Origin of the sequence: Nonomuraea endophytica (assembly GCF_014203235.1) — a bacterium.
Classification (GTDB): Bacteria; Actinomycetota; Actinomycetes; order Streptosporangiales; family Streptosporangiaceae; genus Nonomuraea; species Nonomuraea endophytica.
In genome coordinates, this window is the sequence record NZ_JACHIN010000001.1 from 25816 (window position 1) to 45579 (window position 19764).

At 71.4% G+C, this 19764-nt stretch carries 15 protein-coding genes; 9 read left to right on the forward strand and 6 right to left on the reverse strand.

Going from position 1 to position 19764, the window contains the following annotated elements; all coding sequences use genetic code 11:
• Positions 1–2: 2 nt before the first annotated feature.
• Positions 3–1535: an N-acyl-D-amino-acid deacylase family protein gene (locus HNR40_RS00125; protein WP_184957596.1), complete on the reverse strand. Its 1533-nt coding sequence runs from the start codon at positions 1533–1535 to the stop codon at positions 3–5.
• A 188-nt stretch (positions 1536–1723) separates the two neighbouring features.
• On the opposite strand from HNR40_RS00125, the gene HNR40_RS00130 reads away from it, so the two are divergent.
• Positions 1724–2788 (forward strand): family 8 glycosyl hydrolase, encoded by a 1065-nt coding sequence (locus HNR40_RS00130; RefSeq protein ID WP_312896127.1) that lies wholly within the window; start codon positions 1724–1726, stop codon positions 2786–2788.
• Here the strand turns inward: HNR40_RS00130 and HNR40_RS00135 are convergent.
• Complete coding sequence (locus HNR40_RS00135; RefSeq protein WP_184957597.1) at positions 2785–5937, reverse strand: DUF4153 domain-containing protein; 3153 nt, start codon at positions 5935–5937, stop codon at positions 2785–2787. The genes HNR40_RS00130 and HNR40_RS00135 overlap by 4 nt on opposite strands.
• Positions 5934–6608 (reverse strand): response regulator transcription factor, encoded by a 675-nt coding sequence (locus tag HNR40_RS00140; RefSeq protein ID WP_312896128.1) that lies wholly within the window; start codon positions 6606–6608, stop codon positions 5934–5936. The genes HNR40_RS00135 and HNR40_RS00140 overlap by 4 nt, the downstream gene beginning before the upstream one ends.
• 73 nt (positions 6609–6681) lie before the next feature.
• Here HNR40_RS00140 and HNR40_RS00145 point away from each other — a divergent pair, with 73 nt between their 5' ends.
• Complete coding sequence (locus HNR40_RS00145; protein ID WP_184957599.1) at positions 6682–7542, forward strand: arylamine N-acetyltransferase family protein; 861 nt, start codon at positions 6682–6684, stop codon at positions 7540–7542.
• On the opposite strand, the gene HNR40_RS00150 is transcribed toward HNR40_RS00145, so the two are convergent.
• On the reverse strand, positions 7502–8971 hold the full coding sequence (locus HNR40_RS00150) for an alpha/beta hydrolase (protein WP_184957600.1): 1470 nt from the start codon (positions 8969–8971) through the stop codon (positions 7502–7504). The genes HNR40_RS00145 and HNR40_RS00150 overlap by 41 nt on opposite strands.
• Positions 8972–9079: 108 nt before the next feature.
• Here HNR40_RS00150 and HNR40_RS55990 point away from each other — a divergent pair, with 108 nt between their 5' ends.
• Together HNR40_RS55990 and HNR40_RS00160 are read left to right on the forward strand one after the other, a co-directional pair.
• Positions 9080–11203, forward strand: coding sequence for a protein kinase domain-containing protein (locus HNR40_RS55990; protein ID WP_184957601.1), 2124 nt, complete (start codon positions 9080–9082; stop codon positions 11201–11203).
• Positions 11204–11294: 91 nt separating this feature from the next.
• Positions 11295–11486, forward strand: a complete 192-nt coding sequence (locus HNR40_RS00160) for a tail-anchor membrane protein (RefSeq protein ID WP_184957602.1) — start codon at positions 11295–11297, stop codon at positions 11484–11486.
• Positions 11487–11530: 44 nt separating this feature from the next.
• On the opposite strand, the gene HNR40_RS00165 is transcribed toward HNR40_RS00160, so the two are convergent.
• Both HNR40_RS00165 and HNR40_RS00170 read right to left on the reverse strand, forming a co-directional pair.
• The gene (locus tag HNR40_RS00165) at positions 11531–11839 is read right to left on the reverse strand and encodes a DUF3817 domain-containing protein (protein ID WP_184957603.1); all 309 of its coding nucleotides are present in this window, start codon (positions 11837–11839) and stop codon (positions 11531–11533) included.
• 8 nt (positions 11840–11847) lie between these two features.
• A complete protein-coding gene (locus HNR40_RS00170) occupies positions 11848–12630 on the reverse strand; it encodes an SURF1 family protein (RefSeq protein WP_184957604.1) in 783 nt (260 codons plus the stop codon).
• Positions 12631–12747: 117 nt separating this feature from the next.
• Here HNR40_RS00170 and HNR40_RS00175 point away from each other — a divergent pair, with 117 nt between their 5' ends.
• From HNR40_RS00175 to HNR40_RS00195, 5 genes are all read left to right on the forward strand, one after another.
• Complete coding sequence (locus HNR40_RS00175; RefSeq protein ID WP_184957605.1) at positions 12748–12915, forward strand: hypothetical protein; 168 nt, start codon at positions 12748–12750, stop codon at positions 12913–12915.
• A 399-nt stretch (positions 12916–13314) separates the two neighbouring features.
• The gene (locus tag HNR40_RS00180; protein WP_184957606.1) at positions 13315–14133 is read left to right on the forward strand and encodes a M24 family metallopeptidase; all 819 of its coding nucleotides are present in this window, start codon (positions 13315–13317) and stop codon (positions 14131–14133) included.
• Positions 14130–15017 (forward strand): metal-dependent hydrolase, encoded by an 888-nt coding sequence (locus HNR40_RS00185; RefSeq protein WP_184957607.1) that lies wholly within the window; start codon positions 14130–14132, stop codon positions 15015–15017. The genes HNR40_RS00180 and HNR40_RS00185 overlap by 4 nt, the downstream gene beginning before the upstream one ends.
• A complete protein-coding gene (locus HNR40_RS00190) occupies positions 15014–16468 on the forward strand; it encodes a flavin-containing monooxygenase (protein ID WP_184957608.1) in 1455 nt (484 codons plus the stop codon). Before HNR40_RS00185 ends, HNR40_RS00190 begins: the two co-directional genes overlap by 4 nt.
• Before the next feature lie 59 nt (positions 16469–16527).
• A complete protein-coding gene (locus tag HNR40_RS00195; RefSeq protein WP_184957609.1) occupies positions 16528–19446 on the forward strand; it encodes a hypothetical protein in 2919 nt (972 codons plus the stop codon).
• Positions 19447–19764: the final 318 nt, after the last annotated feature.

A 19764-nucleotide genomic window follows, 5' to 3' on the forward strand; every position in this document is an offset into this window, starting at 1 on the left:
TATCAACGCGAGCGCAGCGCCCGGCCTGGGGTGGCCCCGGTCAGCTCGCCTCCCGCCAGCACCTGGACGCCGGAGACGAACACGTCGTCCACCCCCGAGGCCGGCGTACGCGGCGCGGCGTAGGTGGCCTCGTCGCCGACCTTGGCCGGGTCCAGGACGATCAGGTCGGCAGCCGACCCGGCGCGCACCAGCCCGCGCTCGGCCAGCCCGAAGCGGCGGGCCGGGTGGGAGGCCAGGTGCACGGCCGCCTCCTGCCAGGTCCAGTCGCCGAGCTCGCGCACGTGCCGTCCGAGGAAGCGGGCGAAGGCGCCCCAGCCGCGCGGGTGCGGGTGGCCGCCGACGTAGATGCCGTCGGAGCCGCCGGTGTGCACGGGATCGCGCAGCATCCGGCGGACCGACTCCTCCCCCTCGGGTCCCTCGTCCGGCCGCGCGGTCACGCACCCGGCTTCGAGCCGCGTGTCGATGAGCAGCTTCTTGCAGAACTCCGCCGGCGGCAGCTCGGCGCGGGCCGCCGCCTCCACCATCGTCAGCCCCTCGGCCCAGGCGGAGCCGGGCGCGTGCGAGATCGTCAGCCTCGGCCAGGTCTCCTCCAGCGAGGCCCACCAGGCGTCGAGGTCGGGCGAGGCGAGCATCTCGATCGCCCGGTCCACCTCGGCCCCCGGCACCGACGGCGGCAGCACGACCATCGCCAGGATCGTGCTCCCCCGCAGGTAGGGGTAGGTGTCGAAGGTCAGGTCGACGTCCTGGGCCAGCGCCCGCTCCACCAGCGGCAGCAGCACGCCGGCCGGTCCGTGCAGGTGCGAGACGTGCACCGCCGCCCCCGACAGCCGCGCGATCTCGCCGACCTCGTCCATGCCGATCGCGGCCTTCGCGCCATAAGCGCGCATATGAGTGACGTACGGCAGGCCGCCCAGCGGAGCACAGAGCGCGGCCAGTTCCCCGGCCGAGGCGTAGCGGCCAGGCAGGTACTCCAGCCCGCTCGACAGCCCGACGGCCCCCTCGCTCAACCCCCGCTCCACCCTGGCCAGCATCGCCGCGATCTCGGCGGGCCCGGCCGCGCTGGGCGACGGGCCCATCACGTCGTAGCGGATCGTGCCGTGCGGCAACAGGTAGGCGGTGTTCAGCGCGACCGTCCGGTCGTAGCCGTCCAGCAGTTCGCCGACCGAGAGCGGCCCCTCGTGCGGCAGCCGCCCGTTGACGGCGGTGAAGTAGCGGGTGGCATAGGCCACGGTCGCGGCCGAGCCCGGCGCGAACGACAGCCCGTCCTGGCCGAGCACGAACGTGGTCACCCCTTGCCGCAGCGCCGCGAGCTGCACCGCCGGGTCGAAGACGGCCGCCTCGCCGTGCGCGTGGCAGTCGATGAACCCGGGCGCGACGAACCGGCCCGCCGCCGCCACGACCCGCGCCGCCGGCGCGCCGTCCAGCCGGCCGACCGCGGCCACGCGATCGCCGCTGAGCGCCACGTCGGCCCGGTACGGCGGCGCGCCCGTCCCGTCGAGCACCCGGGCACCGCTGATGATCACATCGAAAGCCACTCAAGGATTAAACCTGATTTGGCACCCGGGCTGCCGTTCTCATACCGTCTGGCGACTCATCAGAAGGGACACCCGTGCGCCGCCTGACCATCCTTTCCCTCACTGTCCTGATAGCCGGCGCCACCGGATGCGCGGGTGCGCAGCCTCGCGCCACCCCTTCGGCGGACGCCGCTCCCGTGGGGCAGCCGGTGCCTTTCGGCAGCCACCGCGTGCCGTACGCGCAGGGTGTGCTGCGCCCGAAGGGCGACGCGGACGGGCAGGTGCGCGACTACTACGGCAAGTGGAAGGCGGCCTTCGTCACCGCGAAGTGCGGCTCGCTGCAGGTGATCTCGCCGGACGCCGACCACCCGTACGTCGCCGAGGCGCAGGGCTACGGCCTGGTCATCGCGGCCACGATGGGCGACAGGGAGCTGTTCGACGGCATCCTCACCTACGTCGAGGCGCACCCGTCGGTCAACAACCCCGACCTGCTCGCCGCCGAGCAGGACAAGAACTGCAAGAGCGTCAACGGCTCGGACTCGGCCACCGACGGCGACCTCGACGTGGCCTACGGCCTGCTCATGGCCCAGCGGCAGTGGGGTGGCGACTACCGGGACAAGGCGGTCAAGCGGATCGCCGCGATCAAGGAGTCGGAGGTGAACCCGGACACCAAGCTGGTGAAGCTGGGCGACTGGGCCACCCAGGACGATCCGCTGTCGAAGGTCTCGCGCACCTCCGACTGGATGATCGACCACTTCCGGGCCTTCGAGAAGATCGACCCGGCCTGGGCGGAGATCCGGCAGGCGCACCAGAAGCTCATCGCCGAGATCCCGAACGAGACCGGCCTGCTGCCCGACTTCGTGAAGAACGGCAAGCCGGTCAAGGGCCAGGTGCTGGAGGACGCGCACGACGGCGACTACAACTGGAACGCCCTGCGCGACCCGTGGCGCATCGGCGCCGACGCGGTGACCAGCGGCGACGCCGCCTCCACCGCCGCCGCGCGCAAGATGAGCGCCTGGATCTCCAAGGTCGGCGACCCCGAGAAGATCGCCGGCGGCTACACCCTGGACGGCAAGCCGCTGGAGGAGGGTCCCGAGCCGGCGTTCGTGGCGCCGTTCGCGGTGGCCGCGCTGGTCCAGCCGGACGGGCAGGCCTGGCTGGACAAGCTGTGGGCGTACCTCACCTCGCGGGAGATCGGGAAGAAGGACTACTTCGCGGCCACCGTGCAGCTCCAGTCGATGATCGTCGCCTCCGGCAACCACTGGGTGCCCTAGCTGCCCCTGGTGCCGGGCACGCAGTTGGCCCGGACGTTGACCGGTTGCTTGGCGAGCAGTTCCCTGGCCTGCGAGCGGGCCAGGTTCCAGCCGTTCCACGGGTCCGGCCGGTCCAGGCCGTTGGCCTTGACCACGTTGAACAGCACGCAGCTGCGCTGGGGCTCCGGCAGCCTGACGAGCGCGGGCACGGCCTCCGCGCCCAGGTCGCCCAGGTAGTCGGAGTCCATCTGCGCCACGCCGCGCACCGCGACCTGGGTCTCGGCCACGCGCAGGTCGGGGTTGACCATGGCGAAGGTCCCCAGGCCCAGCGCTGTCACCAGGACGATCGTGCGCGGCAGCCAGCCCGAGCCACGGCCCGCCAGCCGGACCGCCCCGGCCAGCAGCACCAGCGCGAACACCACGCCGAGCCACCAGACCGTTGCCTGCACCGAGATCCGCAGCCGCGACAGCCCGTACACCTCGGTGTAGAGGTCGATGCGATGCAGCGCCGAGGCCAGGATGACCAGCGTCAGCGCGCACAGCACGCCCAGCTGACCGGCCAGCACCCAGCGCTCGCGACGGCCGGTGCGCAGCACGCCCCCGACCACGGCCACGATGCCGAGCACGATCATGCTGACCAGGACGAGCTGGAAGAAGCCCTCCCTGGCGTACTCGGCGTAGGTCAGGCCCTCGGTGTTGAGCACCGTCGCCGCGCCGCCGAACAGGAACCTGATCTGCACCGCCACGAACGCCCCGAACAGCAGGTTCAGCGCGGTCAGCGGCACCAGCCAGACCGACCGCGCGACCGTGACCTTGACGCCCGGTCCGACCGGGTCCCTGACCGGCCGCAGCGCGACCAGGACCAGCGCCGACAGCAGTGCCCCGAACACCGCGAACAGCACGATCCGCGACGGGAGCGACTCCATCCAGTCGGGCGTGGCCGTCAGCCGCTCCAGATACCTGGCGAACACGCGGTCGGCCGAGGCGAACAACAGCCCGAACACCGCGACCAGCACCACCGCGATGCCCACGCCCGCCAGCGTCGGCATGATCCGCCGCCGCGCGACGAGGCCCTTGAGCGGCCCCGACAGCAGCCAGGGCACCGGGCCCAGCGCCAGCACCACCGACATGCCGCCCCTGATCACGCCCAGCCAGCCGGTGCCCGCGCCCGAGACCGCCAGCGCGATCAGCCCGGCCCCGGCCGTCACCATGAGCAGGACCAGCCAGTCGGCGTCCCTGATCACCGCCGTCGAGATCAGCCAGTAGCCGGTCAGCCCGAACGCCAGCGTCCACGGCGTCGCCCTGCGCAGCACCGCCGGTAGCGCGGCCGCCCCGAGCACCAGCGCGACCAGCACCAGCCCGAGCCCGCTCTGCGCGTCCGGCAGCGCCACGGCGGCGAACACCCCCGCGCCCGCCGCCGCCGGAAGCAGCCAGCGCGGCGTCTCAGGCAATTCGGGCTTCGGCAGCAGCGGGGGCGGCTGGTAGGGGGGTGGCGGGGGTCCGTAGGCGCCCGGCGCGAGGGGCTGCGGAGGTCTCGGCTGCTTGTACGGCTGCCGCGCCGCCGTATCCGCGGCCACCACCGACCCCACGGCGCCGCCCGCAGCCGTGGCCAGAATCAGCGTGACCAGCGCCGCCACACCCCCGAACGCGACCCCCATGACCACAGCGGCGAACAACCCGACCAGGAACCCGGCCAGCAACCCCAGGAAGATCCCCCAGAGCAACCGCCCCAGCCAGTTCCCCGGCTGCCGCTGCCCACCCGCTGCGCCCGGAGAGCCGCCCGCCCCCTCCCCCGGCCCAGACCGCACCGCCGCGCCCGCCCCGACCGGCACCGGTCGGGTGGGCGCACTCTCGACCGGCACGGTGATCGGGCCGGTGCGAGTGACCGCCACGGCCTCGGCCGCCACGACCCCCTCGCTCGCCCCGACCGTCACCTTGGCCGCCACACTGTCCTTCGACTCTGCGGGGACATCTCCGGCGGCCACCGTCGGCTCATCCTGTGACACGGGCGGGTCTTCCGCTGTTGCCTCTGCTGTTGCCTCTGCCGTCACTGCTGCCGTGGCCGCCGCTGGGGCCTGTTCGGTGGCTGGGACAGCCTCCTCGGGGGTCGGGTGGGCCGGCTCGGGGAGTGCCCGTTCCAGCGGACGCTCCTCCCCCGTCTCGACCGATGTTTCCGCCATCGTGGTCCTCCCCGGTAAGTCGACGACCATCCGGCATCCGGTGCCGTCGCCGATGTGAATGGAGCCACCGTGCAGCTCGACGATCTCCTTGACGATGGCCAGCCCGAGCCCCGAGCCCCCCGAGTCGGCCGCCCGGCCGGAGTCCAGCCGGGAAAAGCGTTCGAACACCCGCGACCTGGCCTCGGCCGGAATGCCCGGCCCCTGGTCGGCGACGGTGATGCGCACCCCTGCGCCCTGGCCCGCCCCCGCGATGGTGACCAGGGCGCCGGGCGGGCTGTGCCGTACCGCGTTGTCGAGGAGGTTGGCCAGCACCTGGGCCAGCAGGTCGGGGTCGGCGCGCACCACGAGGCCGGGCGGGATCCGCCCTTCCAGCCGGACGTCCTCGCGCGCCAGGCCCGCCTCGCGCAGGGCCTGTTCGAGCAGGGGGCCGAGTTCGATCGCCTCGGGCTCGATCAGGCGGGCGCCGGAGTCGAGCCGCGACAGGTCGAGCAGTTGGGTGACGAGGCGGCCGAGCCGTTCCGTCTGGGCGAGCGCGGTGCTCATCGTGACGGGGTCGGGGGTGGAGACACCGTCGACGACGTTCTCCAGTACGGCCCGCAGCCCCGTGATGGGCGTGCGCAGCTCGTGGCTGACGTTGGCGATCAGCTCGCGGCGCTGCCTGTCGACCTCGGCCAGGTCGGCGGCCATCGCGTTGAACGCCCTGGCCAGCTCCCCCACCTCGTCCCGCGAGGTGGCGCGGACGCGGAGCGTGTAGCTGCCCTTGGCGATGGTCTGGGCGGCCGATGCCATCTCGCGCAGCGGCTTGGTCATGCCTCTGGCCAGCCACTGGACCATGATCAGCGCGAGGACGGCGGCGACGGCGATGCGTACGTCACGCGAGTAGCCGGAGTTGATGCCGACCTCGTTGACCACGAACGCCACGCCCACGGCCAGCACGATGACGAGGCCCAGCTTGACCTTGATGCGGCCGAGGAAGTCGAGCGGCCTCATCGCCGCACCAGGGCGTAGCCCACGCCGTGCACGGTGCGCACGACGTCCGGGCCGAGCTTGCGGCGCAGCGCCCGTACGTGGCTGTCGACGGTCCTGGTGGCGGCGGCCTCGGAGAAGCCCCACACGTCCGACAGCAGCCGGTCGCGCTCGAAGACCTGCCCCGGCCGCTCGGCGAGGCGGCGTAGCAGGTCGAACTCGGTCCTGGTGAGCTGGGCCTCCTGTCCCCCGACGAACACGCGGCGGGCGGCGGTGTCGATCTCCACCTCGCCGACGCGGATCACGGTGTCCTCGGCGGCCAGTTGGGCGGCCCGTTCGACCCGGCGCAGCAGGGCGTGGATCCTGGCGACCAGTTCGCGCATGCTGAACGGCTTGGCGATGTAGTCGTCCGCACCCACCCCCAGCCCGACCAGCACGTCGGTCTCCTCGCCGAGCGCCGTCAGCATGAGGACCGGCACCGGGCGTGCCGCCTGCATCCGGCGGCACACCTCGAGACCGTCGAGACCGGGCAGCAGGCGATCGAGGATCACCAGGTCGGGTTCGGCTCTGCCGTAGGCGGTCATCGCGCTCTCGCCGTCGCCGGCCACCTGGACGTCGAAGCCTTCGGCGGCCAGCCGGTCGCGTACGGCGCGTGCGATCGTCTCGTCGTCTTCGACGACCAGGACCCTTTTCACGACTCGAAGCCTAGAAGGGGACTGTGCAGACGACACTCCGCAATTTGTGGACATCCCGTGCAGACTTGTGCACGTGAACGTCGCCGCTTACCTCTCCCGCATCGGCCGCCCCGACCTACTCAACGCCCCGCCCAGCGCCGACAACCTGCGCGAACTCCACATCGCCCACATCGAACGGGTGTCCTACGAGGCTCTGCAGATCTGGCTCGGCCGGCCCACCACGGTCGATCCGCTGGAGTCGGCGAACCGCATCATCGGTGGCCGGGGCGGCTACTGCTACCACCTCAACGGCGCCTTCTCCCTTCTGGTCACGGCGCTCGGCTACGAGGTCACCAAGCACTTCGCCGGCGCCCAGCAGGACGCCGCCACCGGACCGCACCTCGCCGGCAATCACCTCGTCCTGACGGTCCGCCTGCCCGACGGCGAGTGGCTGGTCGACCTGGGGCTCGGCGACGCCATCCGCGAGCCGCTCCCCCTGGTCGCGGGCACCTATCGTCAAGGACCTTTCGAGTACGGCCTGCGCCCCTCGGAGATCGCGCCCGGCGGCTGGCGCTTCGACCACGACCCGCGTGGTTCGTTCATCGGCATGGACTTCGGCCCGGCCCCGGCGCAGATGTCGGACTTCGCCGACAAGCACCGCGAGCTGACCACCTCGCCCGAGTCGGGCTTCGTCCGGATCGCCGTCGTGCAGCGCCGCGACGCCGGTGGCGTGGACACCATGCGCGGCCTCGTGCTGACCAGGATCGGCGACCGCTCGCTGCGCACGACGATCACCACCCAGGCGGACTACTTCGCCGCGCTGGCCGACGTGTTCGGCCTGCCCATGGCCGACGTCAGCGCGCGGGAGCGGGAGAAGTTGTGGCGCAGGCTCCACGAGGCCCAGGAGCGCTGGCTCAGCGGCAGCGGCTCCCCGGCCCGGGAAGAGCGCCCTTGAGCAGGTAGGCGTCCACCGCGGCGTCGACGCAGGCGTTCTTGCCGCCGTAGGCGCCGTGGCGGTCGCCGTCCCAGGTGAGGAGCCGGGCGGAGGAGAGTTGCCCGGCCAGGTCACTGGCGTACTCGTAGACGCCGTCGGGGTCTCCGGTGTTGCCGACGATCAGGATGGGCGGGGCGCCCGCGCCGCTCAGGCGGCCGGCGTGCGGGTCGGCGGATTTGGGCCAGTAGGCGCAGTTGAGCAGCGTCTGCCAGACCGATGAGGGGCCGAACCTGGGCGAGTCCACGGCGATCTTCGCGGCCAGGCGGTCGAGGTCGCGCCTGCCGTACCTCTCGGTGTAGTCCGCGCAGTTGACGGCCATGTTGGCGTCCTGGAAGTTGCTGAACCCGCTCTCCTGGCTGCCGCCCGCCAGCCACGCGGACATCTCCAGCATCGGCCTTCCGTCGCCCTTGTAGGCCTTGGCCAGCGCGTTCTCCAGCTTGGGCCAGCCGTCGGGGCGGTAGAGCCCGTACAGGACGGCCAGCCGCGCGGCGGGTTCGGTGAGCTCGCCGACCGGAAGGCCCCTGTCCAGGAAACGGTCGAAGCGCTCCAGCACCTCCTCGCCGGTCGCGCCGATCGGGCAGTCCGCCCGCGCCCCGCACGCGTCGGCGAAGCGGCGCAGGCCCTTCTCGGTGCCGGCCATCTGGAGCCTGATCACCTCGAACTGGCTCAGCGTCGGGTTGCCCGGCGAGTCGAGCACGAGCCGCCCCACTTTGCCCGGAAACAGGTCCGCGTACGTGGCCATGAGCGACCCGCCCCACGACAGCCCGAAAGCGGTGAGCTTGTCCTCGCCGAGCGCCTGTCTGATCCGGTCGAGGTCGCGCGCGTGGTTCCTGGTCCCGAGGTACGGCAGGAGCGGCCCGGCGGCCTTCTCACAGGCGGTCGCCACCTTCCTCGCGGCGGCGAAGGCGTCATCCTTCTCCCGGTCGGTGTCCGGGGTGGGGTCGGCGGCGAAGGCGATGGCCAGGTCCTCCTTGGTGAGGCACCGGACGGGACTGCTCTCCCCCACGCCGCGCGGGTCGTAGCCGATCAGGTCGTAGCGCTCGCCCAGGGTGTCGTGCGCCCTGGTCAGTACCCGCGGGAAGTCGAGGCCGGTCGCGCCGGGGCCGCCCGGGTTGAACACCAGGCTGCCGAGCCGCTTGCCGGGATCGCGGGCGGGCATGCGGGTGAGGGCCAGCGTGATGCGTTCGCCTTGGGGCCGGGCATGGTCGAGTGGCACCTCCAGGGTCGCGCACTCACGCGGACCGCACGGCGCCCACGCGATGCTGGTGTCCGTCCTGGGCTGACCGGTTTGAGGTACGGCGGGCGGTGCGGCCTGGCAGCCGGCGGCCAGGATGAGGGCGACGGGAAGGAGTTTGCGCATGCTGTCGAGGGTGCCGGGAAGGCTGGGCACCAGCCCACCTCACCAGGCACGATTCCGGGTAAACACATCGGTGTACCCCCCGCGCATGGCTATGCCCGGAGATATCCCGCTATCGTGCGTTTCGAAATGGGAGAAAGCATGAAGCTGGCCGGGCGCTATCGGCTGCTGAACCCCTTGGGCGAAGGCACGGTACGGCTGGCCTTCGACGAGGTGGCGCACCGTGACGTCGCCGTCAGGGACATGCGGGCGCAGCCGGCCGAGGAGGCCCGGCGGGCGCTCCAGCTGCGGCATCCATCGATCGTCCCACTCCTCGACCTTGTGGAGGAGGAGGGCGGTCCGTGGCTGGTCACGGAGTTCGTGTCCGGGGCCTCGCTGGCGCGTACCGTCGACGCCAAGCGGCCCCTGCCGGAGCTCCAGGCCGCCCGCGCCGGGCTCTGCCTCCTGGAGGCGCTGACGACCGCGCACGGCGCCGGGATCGTGCACGGCAACCTCAACCCCGGCAAGGTCATGCTCACGGCGACCGGCCGCGCCGTGCTGACCGGCTTCGGCCTGCCGCACCCCGGCCTGCGCCCACCGGCGGACCTGTGGTCGCTCGCCGCCACCCTGCACTTCGCGGTGGAGGGCCGCCCGCCCGGCGCCGCACCGGCCACCGACCCCGAGCCGCTGCGCGCCCTGATCCGCGCCATGCTCGACCCCGCCGGACCGCCGTCCCTGGACGACATCACGTCGACCCTGACCCGCCTGGCCCTGAACCACCCCATAACCACCACCCACCCCCTCTCGGTCCCCACCACCGGCAGCTTCCCCCCAACCCCCACAATCCCCTCACCCCCTCCCACCTTCGGCCACCCCGCGCCCCCCTCCGGCCCCCCGTCGCCCGCTTTCGACCACCCCGCGCCACCTTCAGGCCACCCCGGTGACCCGGCGACTCCCGCCTTCGGTCACCCGTCGCCGCCCGCCCCCGATCAGCCGGCGGGTCCGGGCTTCGGCTATCCCGGCGCGACGGCGCCGCCTGTGCTTGGTCACGCGGCTGAGACCCCGCCCATGGGCACCCCCGTCGTCCCACACCCCGGCGGTGAAGTAGCGCACCCCGGTGGCGAAGTTTCACACCCCAGTGACCAGAGCGGCCCGGCCCCCGACGCGCCAGAACCGCAGGGCGAGGCGCCCAACCCGCCCGCCAAATCCCGCCTGCTGGGCCTGCGCAAGGTCTTCGGCCGACGCCGCCAGTCCCCGCCCGCCCCCGAGAACCCGCCACCCACCGAGCCCCCGCTCACCGCACCGCCCATCATCACGCCCACCCCCGAACCACCCACCCACGACCAGCACGCCCCCTTCCCACCACCCCAGGACGCCCCACACCCACAGGACGCCCCACCCCAGAGCGCCCTCTTCCCACAGCCCCCAAACGCGCCGAGTGCCCCCTCCCCCCGGCCGATGGACGCCCCGCCCATGGACGCACCCTTCGCGCCGCAGTCCCCGGACGCCTTCCCCACGCCGCCCGACGCCCCCTTCCCGCCACCTCAAGCCCCCGGGCCCTTCCCTCCTCCGGCCGACGACTCCTACCCGACGCCACCAGTAGCCGCGTTCCCCGCATCGCCCGCCGACGGTTTCCCGACGCCTCCGTCCGACGGCTTTCCCACTCCCCCCGCCCAGAACTTCCCGACGCCACCTGCCCAGAACTACCCGACGCCACCTGTAGAGCCCGCGCCGCTCAGTGACATGCTGTACCCGTCGCCCTCCTGGCCGGTCGCCTACGACCCCGCGCCCAGCCAGCACAGACCACGTCACGCCGCCCCAGGCTCCACCCCGGTGGACCGGGCGCTGGATCAGGTGATCGGCACCACCGGCCCACTCCCCCCGGTCCAAGTGGCGGCGATCGGGCTGGCCGTACTGGATCAGCTGGTAGGGCTGCATGCTCGCGGCGAGCACCACGGCGACATCCGTCCCGGCAACATCCTGCTGTCACCGTCGGGCCAGGCCATTCTCAGCCCGCCGCTGATGCCGAACGGGATCTCCGCCTACACCGCCCCCGAGGGCGCGACAGGACCGGCCGCGGACATGTGGTCGCTGGGCGCGACGTTGTTCGCCGCGGTCGAGGGGCTGCCGCCGGCGCCGGGCGCGCCGCTGACGAGAGCGGGCGCGCTGGCGGCGGTACTGTACGCGTTGCTGGCCGGCGACCCGGCGGCCAGACCGGCCCCGGCTCCCCTACGCCAGGAGTTCCTGACCATCTCCCAGAGCCTCGACCCACGCGACATATCGTGAATGGAACCCCATCGGTCCCCCACTCGTTGGACCGAAGACGCACAATGTGAGTGAGGCGGGGCGCGCGCTCCGCGTTCGGAGGAAGTTGAGGATGTCGCCAGTCCAGAAGTACGCCATAGGCGCGGGCGCCGCCGTACTGCTCTCGCTGATCTTCCTGCCGGGTTTCGTCACCCTGCTGGTCGTCCTCGGCGTGGTCGCCGCTCCGGTGGTCGGCTATTTCATGCTCGACCCGTCTCAGCGCGAGCGCCTCAAGCGCGTGCGCAAGCGCGGCATCGGCAACTGAGCTAACGAAAACGGCGAGGGCCTGGAGAAAGGCCCTCGCCGTACTCAGGCCTGCGCCAGGGCGCCCTGCACGCGCTGGGTCACCCTGCGCTCGACGTAGAACGACAGGAACGGCACCGTCCCACCGAGCATGATGCCCAGCATGTACGGCCAGCTCCACCGCGCCTTCATGCCCAGGTTCATGACGGTGACCAGATAGATCATGTACAGGAACCCGTGCACCTGCGCGATGATCAGCCCCGGCCACCACGTGACCCGGACGACGTAGTTGAGGAACATGCCCACGCAGAGCACGAGCAGCATCACGCCCACCATGTAGGCGAGCACCCGGAAAGGCTTGAGGGCGGACTCCACTTGTTTTCCTAACCTTCCAGAACCATCTCAGGGGACTGTCGAGCACGGCCCCGATCACCCCGTACGGCGTCGCGTACGAAGTGGAACCACATGAAGACGGCGAACCCCGCGAAGATCCACCAGTTGGCCGCATAGGCCGCGTTACGCCACGTGAACGTACCGCCGACGATCGGCGGCGACACCGTGACCGGCGCGAGAGACCCGGAGGCGGGCTGCGCGACGACGAACCCGTTGCGCACCTTCTCGCCCTTCCACAGGTTGATCAGCTCGCCCGTGGAAACGGTCTGCACCTGCCCCGCGGGCAGTCCCTCCGCGCGCCGCTGCACGCTGTCGGTCCCCTGCGGCGGCCGCAGCCGCCCCGACACGTTCACGTTCCCAGCCGGTACGGCGGCGCCCGCGTCACCGGCCGACGCCACCCACCCGCGCACGACGGGCATGAGCGTCCCGTCGGCGAGCCGGAGCGGCGTGAGCACCCAGAAGCCCTCGTCCCGCGCGACGTTGCCGCCCGGCGTGTCCACGCTGGGCCTGCGGTCGGCGACGAGAAGCTGCCGCGCCTCGTCGTAGACGCCCTGCGCGGTGACCTTGCGCCCCACGGCCGCGCTCTCGAACCCGGCGCCCACCTTGGCCAGCCCGTCCACGGCGACCGGCGCGGGATCGGTGGCGGCGTGCGGCTTGCCTGAGTCCTGGAAGACCCCGAGCTGCCAGCGTCCGAGCAGGATGAAGGCGATCAGGACCCCGATCGTGAGCAGATGCAGCCCGATCAGTCGTGGGGAGAAGAGGGTCCTGAGCATGCTTCAAAAGTATCCGCCGGGCAGCGTGGTCCGTCATCAGGGGCACCCACCGGCCGACACCTACCAGTCCTGGCAAAAGGTGCAAACGGCTCAGCTGTTCCGGCTAGAGTGCTGCGCATGTCTGACCAGCATCTCGACCCGGCCGGCAACACGCAGCAGTTCCGCGCGTTCGCACAGCAGAGCGAGCAGGACGGCGCGCGCAAGCGCTCGGCGACCCTTCCCATCATCGCCGGTGTGGTCGTCCTCGCGATCATCGCGGTGGCGGTCTACCTCATCCTGAAGTAACCGACTCCGACAAAGCCAAGCGCCGACGGCCCCGCTCTCGGCGCTTTTCGTGTGCCCAAAACAGCCCCGCCCGCCGCGCGCGCGTAGATCACGTCGGCCAGATGACGGCGAACGCACACCCTCTCCGCACGAACCACAGCGGCCCGCACCCGGCCTGACCGACCCTCCCTGCGATCGAGCGCATGGCGACGCCGTCGCCCGCACGTCGGCCATCCCGGCCCTCCGCGATCGAGCCCATCCCAACGCCGTCGCCCGCACGTTGGCCATACCGCCGTCCCGGCGATCGAGCGCGTCCCAACGCCGTCACCCCCACCACCCGCACATCCGGCGGAGCACGAGCGTGCGATGTGACCCGGCTCACTCTGGACCCGGCAACTTCGGCTGACTACATTGGACAATGTGTCCAATAAGACTGCGGACCTCGACCGGTTCCGCGAGTTGCAGCAGCTCGCCTATCGGGGCGCCGAGCACGTCGCCGCGCGGCTCGAACCCGGAGTGACCGAGCGCATGGCCGCCACCGCCCTGCGCAAGTGGCTGGAACGGCACGGCGCGGACGACTGGTTCCACGTCCCGTTCGCATGGTTCGGTGAGCGCACGGCATTCCGGAAATTTCGGGTCCCGACCCAGTTCCTGCCTACGTCGCAAAGGCTCGAAGAGGGCATGCCCTTCGTCCTGGACTGCGCGCCGGTCAGGGACGGGTACGTCGCCGACATCGGGTATTCGGGGCGCTTGGGGGACAACGCCGACTGGGACGGGCTGGATCGGGATCTGGCCGGGTTCCGGGGGAAGATCCTGGAGCTGGTACGGGCCCGCCGTACCTTTCGCGATATCTACGCGGAAGTCGACCGGCTCATCGCCGAGCAAGGGCACCGAAACCGGCACAAGGTTTATCCCGGGCGGGTGATCGGGCATCAGGTCGCCCGTATTCGCCTGGGCGGGCCGCGTTTCGTGGTTTTCCAGTCCTTCGGGGTCAGGACCCTGCGTACCATCGGGCGCGAACTCGTCAAGGAACGTCTGGAAGGCCGCTCACCGCTCTGGGCGGGCGGCAAGGCCAGTGAGCATCCGCCGACCCCCGGGCTGTGGGCCGTCGAGCCGCATCTCGGCACCGCCGGCGACACGGTCGGCGCCAAGTTCGAGGAACTGCTGGTCGTCACCGAGGACGACGCCTACTGGCTGGATGACGACCTTCCCCACGTCCGCCGCTGGGAGTCCCGATGACCGACACCTCGATCAAGCCGCGCCGGGTCAGGTTCTCGTGGGAGGAGACGCCGCTGCACTGGGTGCCCGGCGACCCGTTCACCACGCACCTGATCAACGTGCTGCACATGCTGCTCCCGGCCGGTGAGCGCTGGTTCGTGCACGTGTTCAAGCAGGCGCTGCCGTACATCCGGGATCCGCGGCTGAAAGCCGAGGTCAAGGGGTTCATGGGGCAGGAGGGCACGCACGCGGTCGCGCACCAGCGCGTGCTGGAGCACATGAAGGACCAGGGGCTCGACCCCGGGCCGTACGTCGAGAACATCGAGTGGATCTTCGAGCGGATGCTCGGCGACGACACGATGCCGCCGATCGCGCGGACGTACTGGCTGAAGGAGCGGGTCGCGCTGATCGCGGCCATCGAGCACTACACGGCGGTGCTCGGGCAGTGGATCCTGGACGCGCGGCCCCTGGACGACGCGGGCGCCGACGCGGTCATGATGGACCTGCTGCGCTGGCACGGGGCCGAGGAGGTCGAGCACCGGAGCGTGGCGTTCGACCTGTTCATGCACCTCGACGGCTCCTACGCGCGGCGCACGCGGACGATGATGGTCACCGGGCCGATGATCGTCCTGCTGCTGAAGCGGGGGGCCGGGTTCCTGATGGCCAACGACCCGATCCTGCGCGGGCGGCTGCGGGCGAAATGGACGCATTACTTCTACCGTGCGCGCCAGGGGCGCGTGCCCACGTTGCGCAGCCTGGCGCTGGCCGTACCGCAATATCTGCGGCCCGGCTTCCACCCCAGCCAAGAGGGCGATTTACGGCAGGCGCTCGACTACATCGCGATCTCCCCGGCGCACGCCGAGTTCCTTTCCCTAAACGTTCGAAAATTACAGGAGGGCCAGTGACTAAGCCGGGAATCGTGATCATCGGCTCGGGGTTCGCCGGCATCGGGATGGCGATCAAGCTCAAGGAGGCCGGCTACGACGACTTCGTCATCCTCGAAAAGGCCGCCGACCTGGGCGGGACCTGGCGGGACAACGTCTACCCCGGCTGCGCGTGCGACGTGCCGTCGCACATGTACTCCTTCTCGTTCGAGCTGAATCCCGGCTGGTCGCGGATGTTCTCCCCGCAGGACGAGATCTGGGAGTACATGCGGGCGTGCGTCGACAAGTACCGCATCGGGCCACATATCCGGTACGGCAAGCAGGTCGCCGGCCTGGAATACGACGACGAGGCCAGGGAATGGCAGATCACCACCGAGGACGGCGCCACGATCCGGGCCAACGCCGTCATCTCCGGCATCGGCGCCCTCCACATCCCGAAATTTCCCGAAATCAAGGGACGTGAGGTCTTCGCCGGGCCGTCCTTCCACTCCAGCGCCTGGGACCACTCCGCCGACCTGGCCGGCAAACGCGTCGCGGTCATCGGCACGGGAGCCTCGGCCATCCAGTTCGTCCCCCAGATCGCGCCCTCGGCCGCCGAGCTCCTCCTCTTCCAGCGCACCCCGCCCTGGATCCAGGCCAAGCCCGACTTCGCCATCCCCGGCGCCATGCGCAGGGCACTCGGCCTGCCCGGCGCCGCCCGCCTGCTGCGCAACACCATCTACTGGGGCCTGGAGACCCGCGCCGTGGGCTTCGCCGTGGACCCGCGGCTGATGAAGATCCACGAGACCATGGCCCGCAGGCATCTCGAACGCCAGGTCCCCGACCCGGAGCTGCGTGCCAAGCTCACCCCCGACTACACCATCGGCTGCAAGCGCATCCTGCTGTCCAGCGACTACTATCCGACCCTGACCAGGCCGAACGTCTCCCTGATCACCGACGGCATCACCGAGATCCGGGAGCGCTCGATCGTCGACGCGACCGGCGCCGAGCACGAGGTCGACGTCATCGTCTACGGCACCGGCTTCAAGGTCACCGACTCGCTGCAAGAGCAACGCATCGTCGGCAGGGGCGGCCGCAAGATCCAGGACGCCTGGCAGGACGGCATCGAAACCTACTACGGCATCACCACAGCCGGATTCCCGAACCTGTTCTTCCTGCTCGGCCCCAACACCGGCCTCGGCCACAACTCGGTCGTCTTCATGATCGAGTCCCAGGTCCGCTACGTCATGAACTGCCTGCGCCTCCTCTCCAAGACGCAGGCCAGGGCCATCGACGTCAAACCCGGCCACCAGCGCACCTTCCAGGACCGCCTGCACCAGCGCCTCGACCCCCTGGTCTGGAACTCCGGCGGCTGCAAGTCCTGGTACCTCGACGAGCACGGCGTCAACCGCACGGTCTGGCCAGGCTTCACCTTCGAGTACTGGGCCCGCACCCTCCGCGTCGACCCGGCCGCCTACGACCTCATCTACTGACTCCGGGCATACGAACGCACCTCCGAAAACTGTCGGTGACGATCTTTAAAGTCTTCCGCATGACGACTGGGGCTTGGGAGGCGGTCCGCAAGGCCGTCGACGCCTATGACATGCACGCGGTGGCCCTGCTGGCCGCCGGTTTCGGCGACGACGAGCGCCGCGAGGTGGCCGCGCAGCTGACGGCGTACCTGCCGGTGGCGCGCCGTATCGGCGAGGAGGACGACGAGCGCCGCCTCGACCGCCACCACGAGAAGTGGGACGTGCTCCAAGCCCGCGCCGACGAGCTGGACGTGCCGGTCCACAGCCTCCCCGAAGCCCAGCACCTCATGCGGCCCCAGATCATGGAGCGCTGGATCGAGCCGCTGCGCGTCGCCGGCGCCGCCACTCTGCCGGGCGCGGCCGCCGTGGCCGCCTGGCTCAACCGCCGCGAGCTGCGCCGCCCGCTCAACCGCTGGCAGGGGTCGATCGACGACGTCCCGCAGCTGGTCGCGGTCCTGTCGGCCCGCCCCGCCGCCTGGCAGTCCGATCTCGCGGTACGGCTGGCGCTCCGGCTGCGCGGCGCCCGGCCGGAGGCCGACAACCAGGTGCGCCTCGTGCTGGAGATGCTGCGCCGTACCGGAGCCGAACCACCCAAGCACGACCCGCTGACGCTCGCGTGGCTGGCCGCCGCCACCCCGTCGTCGTCCGCGACGCTGGCCAAGGACGGGCTGCTCGACGCGATGGTGCCGCGGCTGTTCGAGTCGGAGGGCGTGGGCAGGGCGCTGCGCGACTCGACGGACTGGCCGAAGGCGCTGCACAAGCTGACCGCGAGATCGCTGACCGGCGCGGCGCGAGTGTCCAGGAAGGCGCTGCTGTCGGGCTGCGTGCGCCGCTTCCTGCGCGGCGGGCAGGCGGCCGACCTGCGCTTCTTCATCCGGTTGCACGACCTGCTCGACCCCACCGACGGCGAGGTAGCCGAGCACGGACACGACTACCTGCGGCTGCTCCCCATAGCGCCCGGCAACGTGGCCGAGCTGGCCCTCAAGCGGGTGCGCAGGCTGGGCGAATTGCCCGCCCACGGAGCGGGCGAGGCGGTGCTCGGCCTGCTGTTCCGGCAGGAGAGCAAGCTGGTCGGCGCCGGGCTGAGCTGGCTGGAACGCCTGCTGCGCGACCCCGCCCACGACCTCGACGACTACGCGTCCGCGCTGGCCACGGCGCTGGCCGGGGAGTCCGCCGTCGTCCGCGAGCGCGCGGTGAAGCTGGCGGTCAAACACGCCGCCCGCTTCACCCCGCTGGGCGCCGAAACGATCAGGCAGGCCGTCGAGCTCCTACCAGCAGACCAGGGCGGCGCCCTCGCCACGGCCTTCGGCGGCGAGGCCAACTCCCCGGACCAGACCCCCGCACCACTGCCACCCCGCCCCCTACCAGTTGCCCCAGAGCCGGGCCTCTTCGAGTCCTCGCCACAGGACCTGACCGCCCCGCCAGCGCGATACGACTGGACGGCCCAGGAGCAGTGGCTCGACACGTTCGTCCGGCAGGCGGCGACCGACCGCGCCGCACTGACCGCGGCCCTGACACCACTGTCCGCCGACTTCCACGACCTCCTGTACTGGAAGTCGCCATGGACGAAGCCCGCCATCTGGGTCTCCGCAATAGCCAGAGAACTGGCCGAACCAGGCGCTGAACACACCGCTCCATCCCGGGCAGGCCACCCCGCGACAGCGCAGAGCCCCAAGGCCGAGCAGATGCTGTCCAGCCTCGGCGGCGTCCCCATCAAGCCACTCACCGAGCGGGTCCCCGACCCCGCCAACTGCGACGCCTCGCTGTACATGCCGCTGGCCCGCTTCGCGGAGGTCTACCAAGCCCTGCTCGACGAACGGCTGCCGCCGTACCTGCTGGCCACCCCGAGCCGTGAGGACGGCGGGCTGGACGCGGCAGTGCTGGTGGAACGCCTGGAAGGTTATGCGGCCGACAACATCGCCCCACTCCCCTTCGACCTACGACAGGCACTCCTGCGACTCCGCCGATCAGTGCCCGACGAGATGGCGGCGCAAGCTCACGGATCGCCCGGCGAGCCAGCGCGACCGGTGGCGGCAGGAGCCCAGCAGCCGCCCGTCGAGACAGCGCGAACGGTGGCGGTGCAAGCCCAACAGCTGCCCGGCGAGGCGGGGCAGATGGTGGCGCGAGAGCAACAGCTGCGAGGCGAGACAGCGCGGACGGTGGTGGCGCGAGCGCAACGGTTGCCCGGCGAGGCGGGGCGGATGGTGGCGGCGCGGCTGACCGCCCGGCCCGTGGAGCCGCAGGTGACGCTGCGATGGACGACGCACGGGAACGACCCGCGCATCCTGGCCGAGATCACCCTCGCCCCGGAGGACCACGACCTTCTCGCGGACCTGCTGACCTCGCGGACGAGCAGCGAGTCGTGTCAGCGGCTGTTGCCCGCGCTGGCCGGATACCGGGAGCTGGTGGCGGCGCGGTCGGTGTACGGGCTGCTGTCCTCCTGGCCGATCGCCCGGCCGGACACCGACGACCTGCGCCGGTTGGCACTCGCCGACGGACCGGGCGGACCGGGCATGGCACTGCTGCTGGCCTGGTCGCTGCTGGGCGGGGACAGCGGGAGGGCCACACCCAAGGAGCCGTTCCTGTGGATGGCGGCCTCGGGCGACCTGCCGGCGGAGGAGGTGGGCAGGCAGTTCGCCGCCCTCCTCCCGCGCTTGAGAGGCCATCTCCCCGAAGCCCTGCGAACCCTCCAGGAGCTTGCCGAACTGGGCGCCCACCAGGAGGTGTGGCGGGTCATGACCGGCCTGCTCCCCGCCTACCTCCAGGCCGAACGCGCCACCACCACCCACACCCGCCTGGTCTCCTTCGCCGCCGACGCGGCCGCCTGGGCGGGAGCACGCGGCGAACTCCCGGTCATCACCGACCTGGCCACCCGAACCCGCACCAGCGACCTGGTCCGCCAAGCCCGCCGCCTCCACACCCACCTCACCAGCCTCTGACGAGCACCTGCCAGCCCACGACGCGACCCCGGGCGTACCAGACACCACCACCTCCCGGCCACGGCTCAGGGGCTCCCGACCCACGGCTCACAGGCACGCCCGCGCTACGCCGAGGCCAAGACGCGGGGGGCGCATCCCAGGGTGCGCCTACCGAGCGCGGGGACGTGACGTGCCGGGATGGGACGTGTCCCGGGGGTGTGGCGTGCCCGGGGCACGCGGTGGTGCGGGGCGCGAGACGTCGGGGTTGGGGTTGGGGTGTGGGGTTGGGGTGTGGGGTTGGGGTGTGGGGTTGGGGTTGGGGTTGGGGTTGGGGTGTGG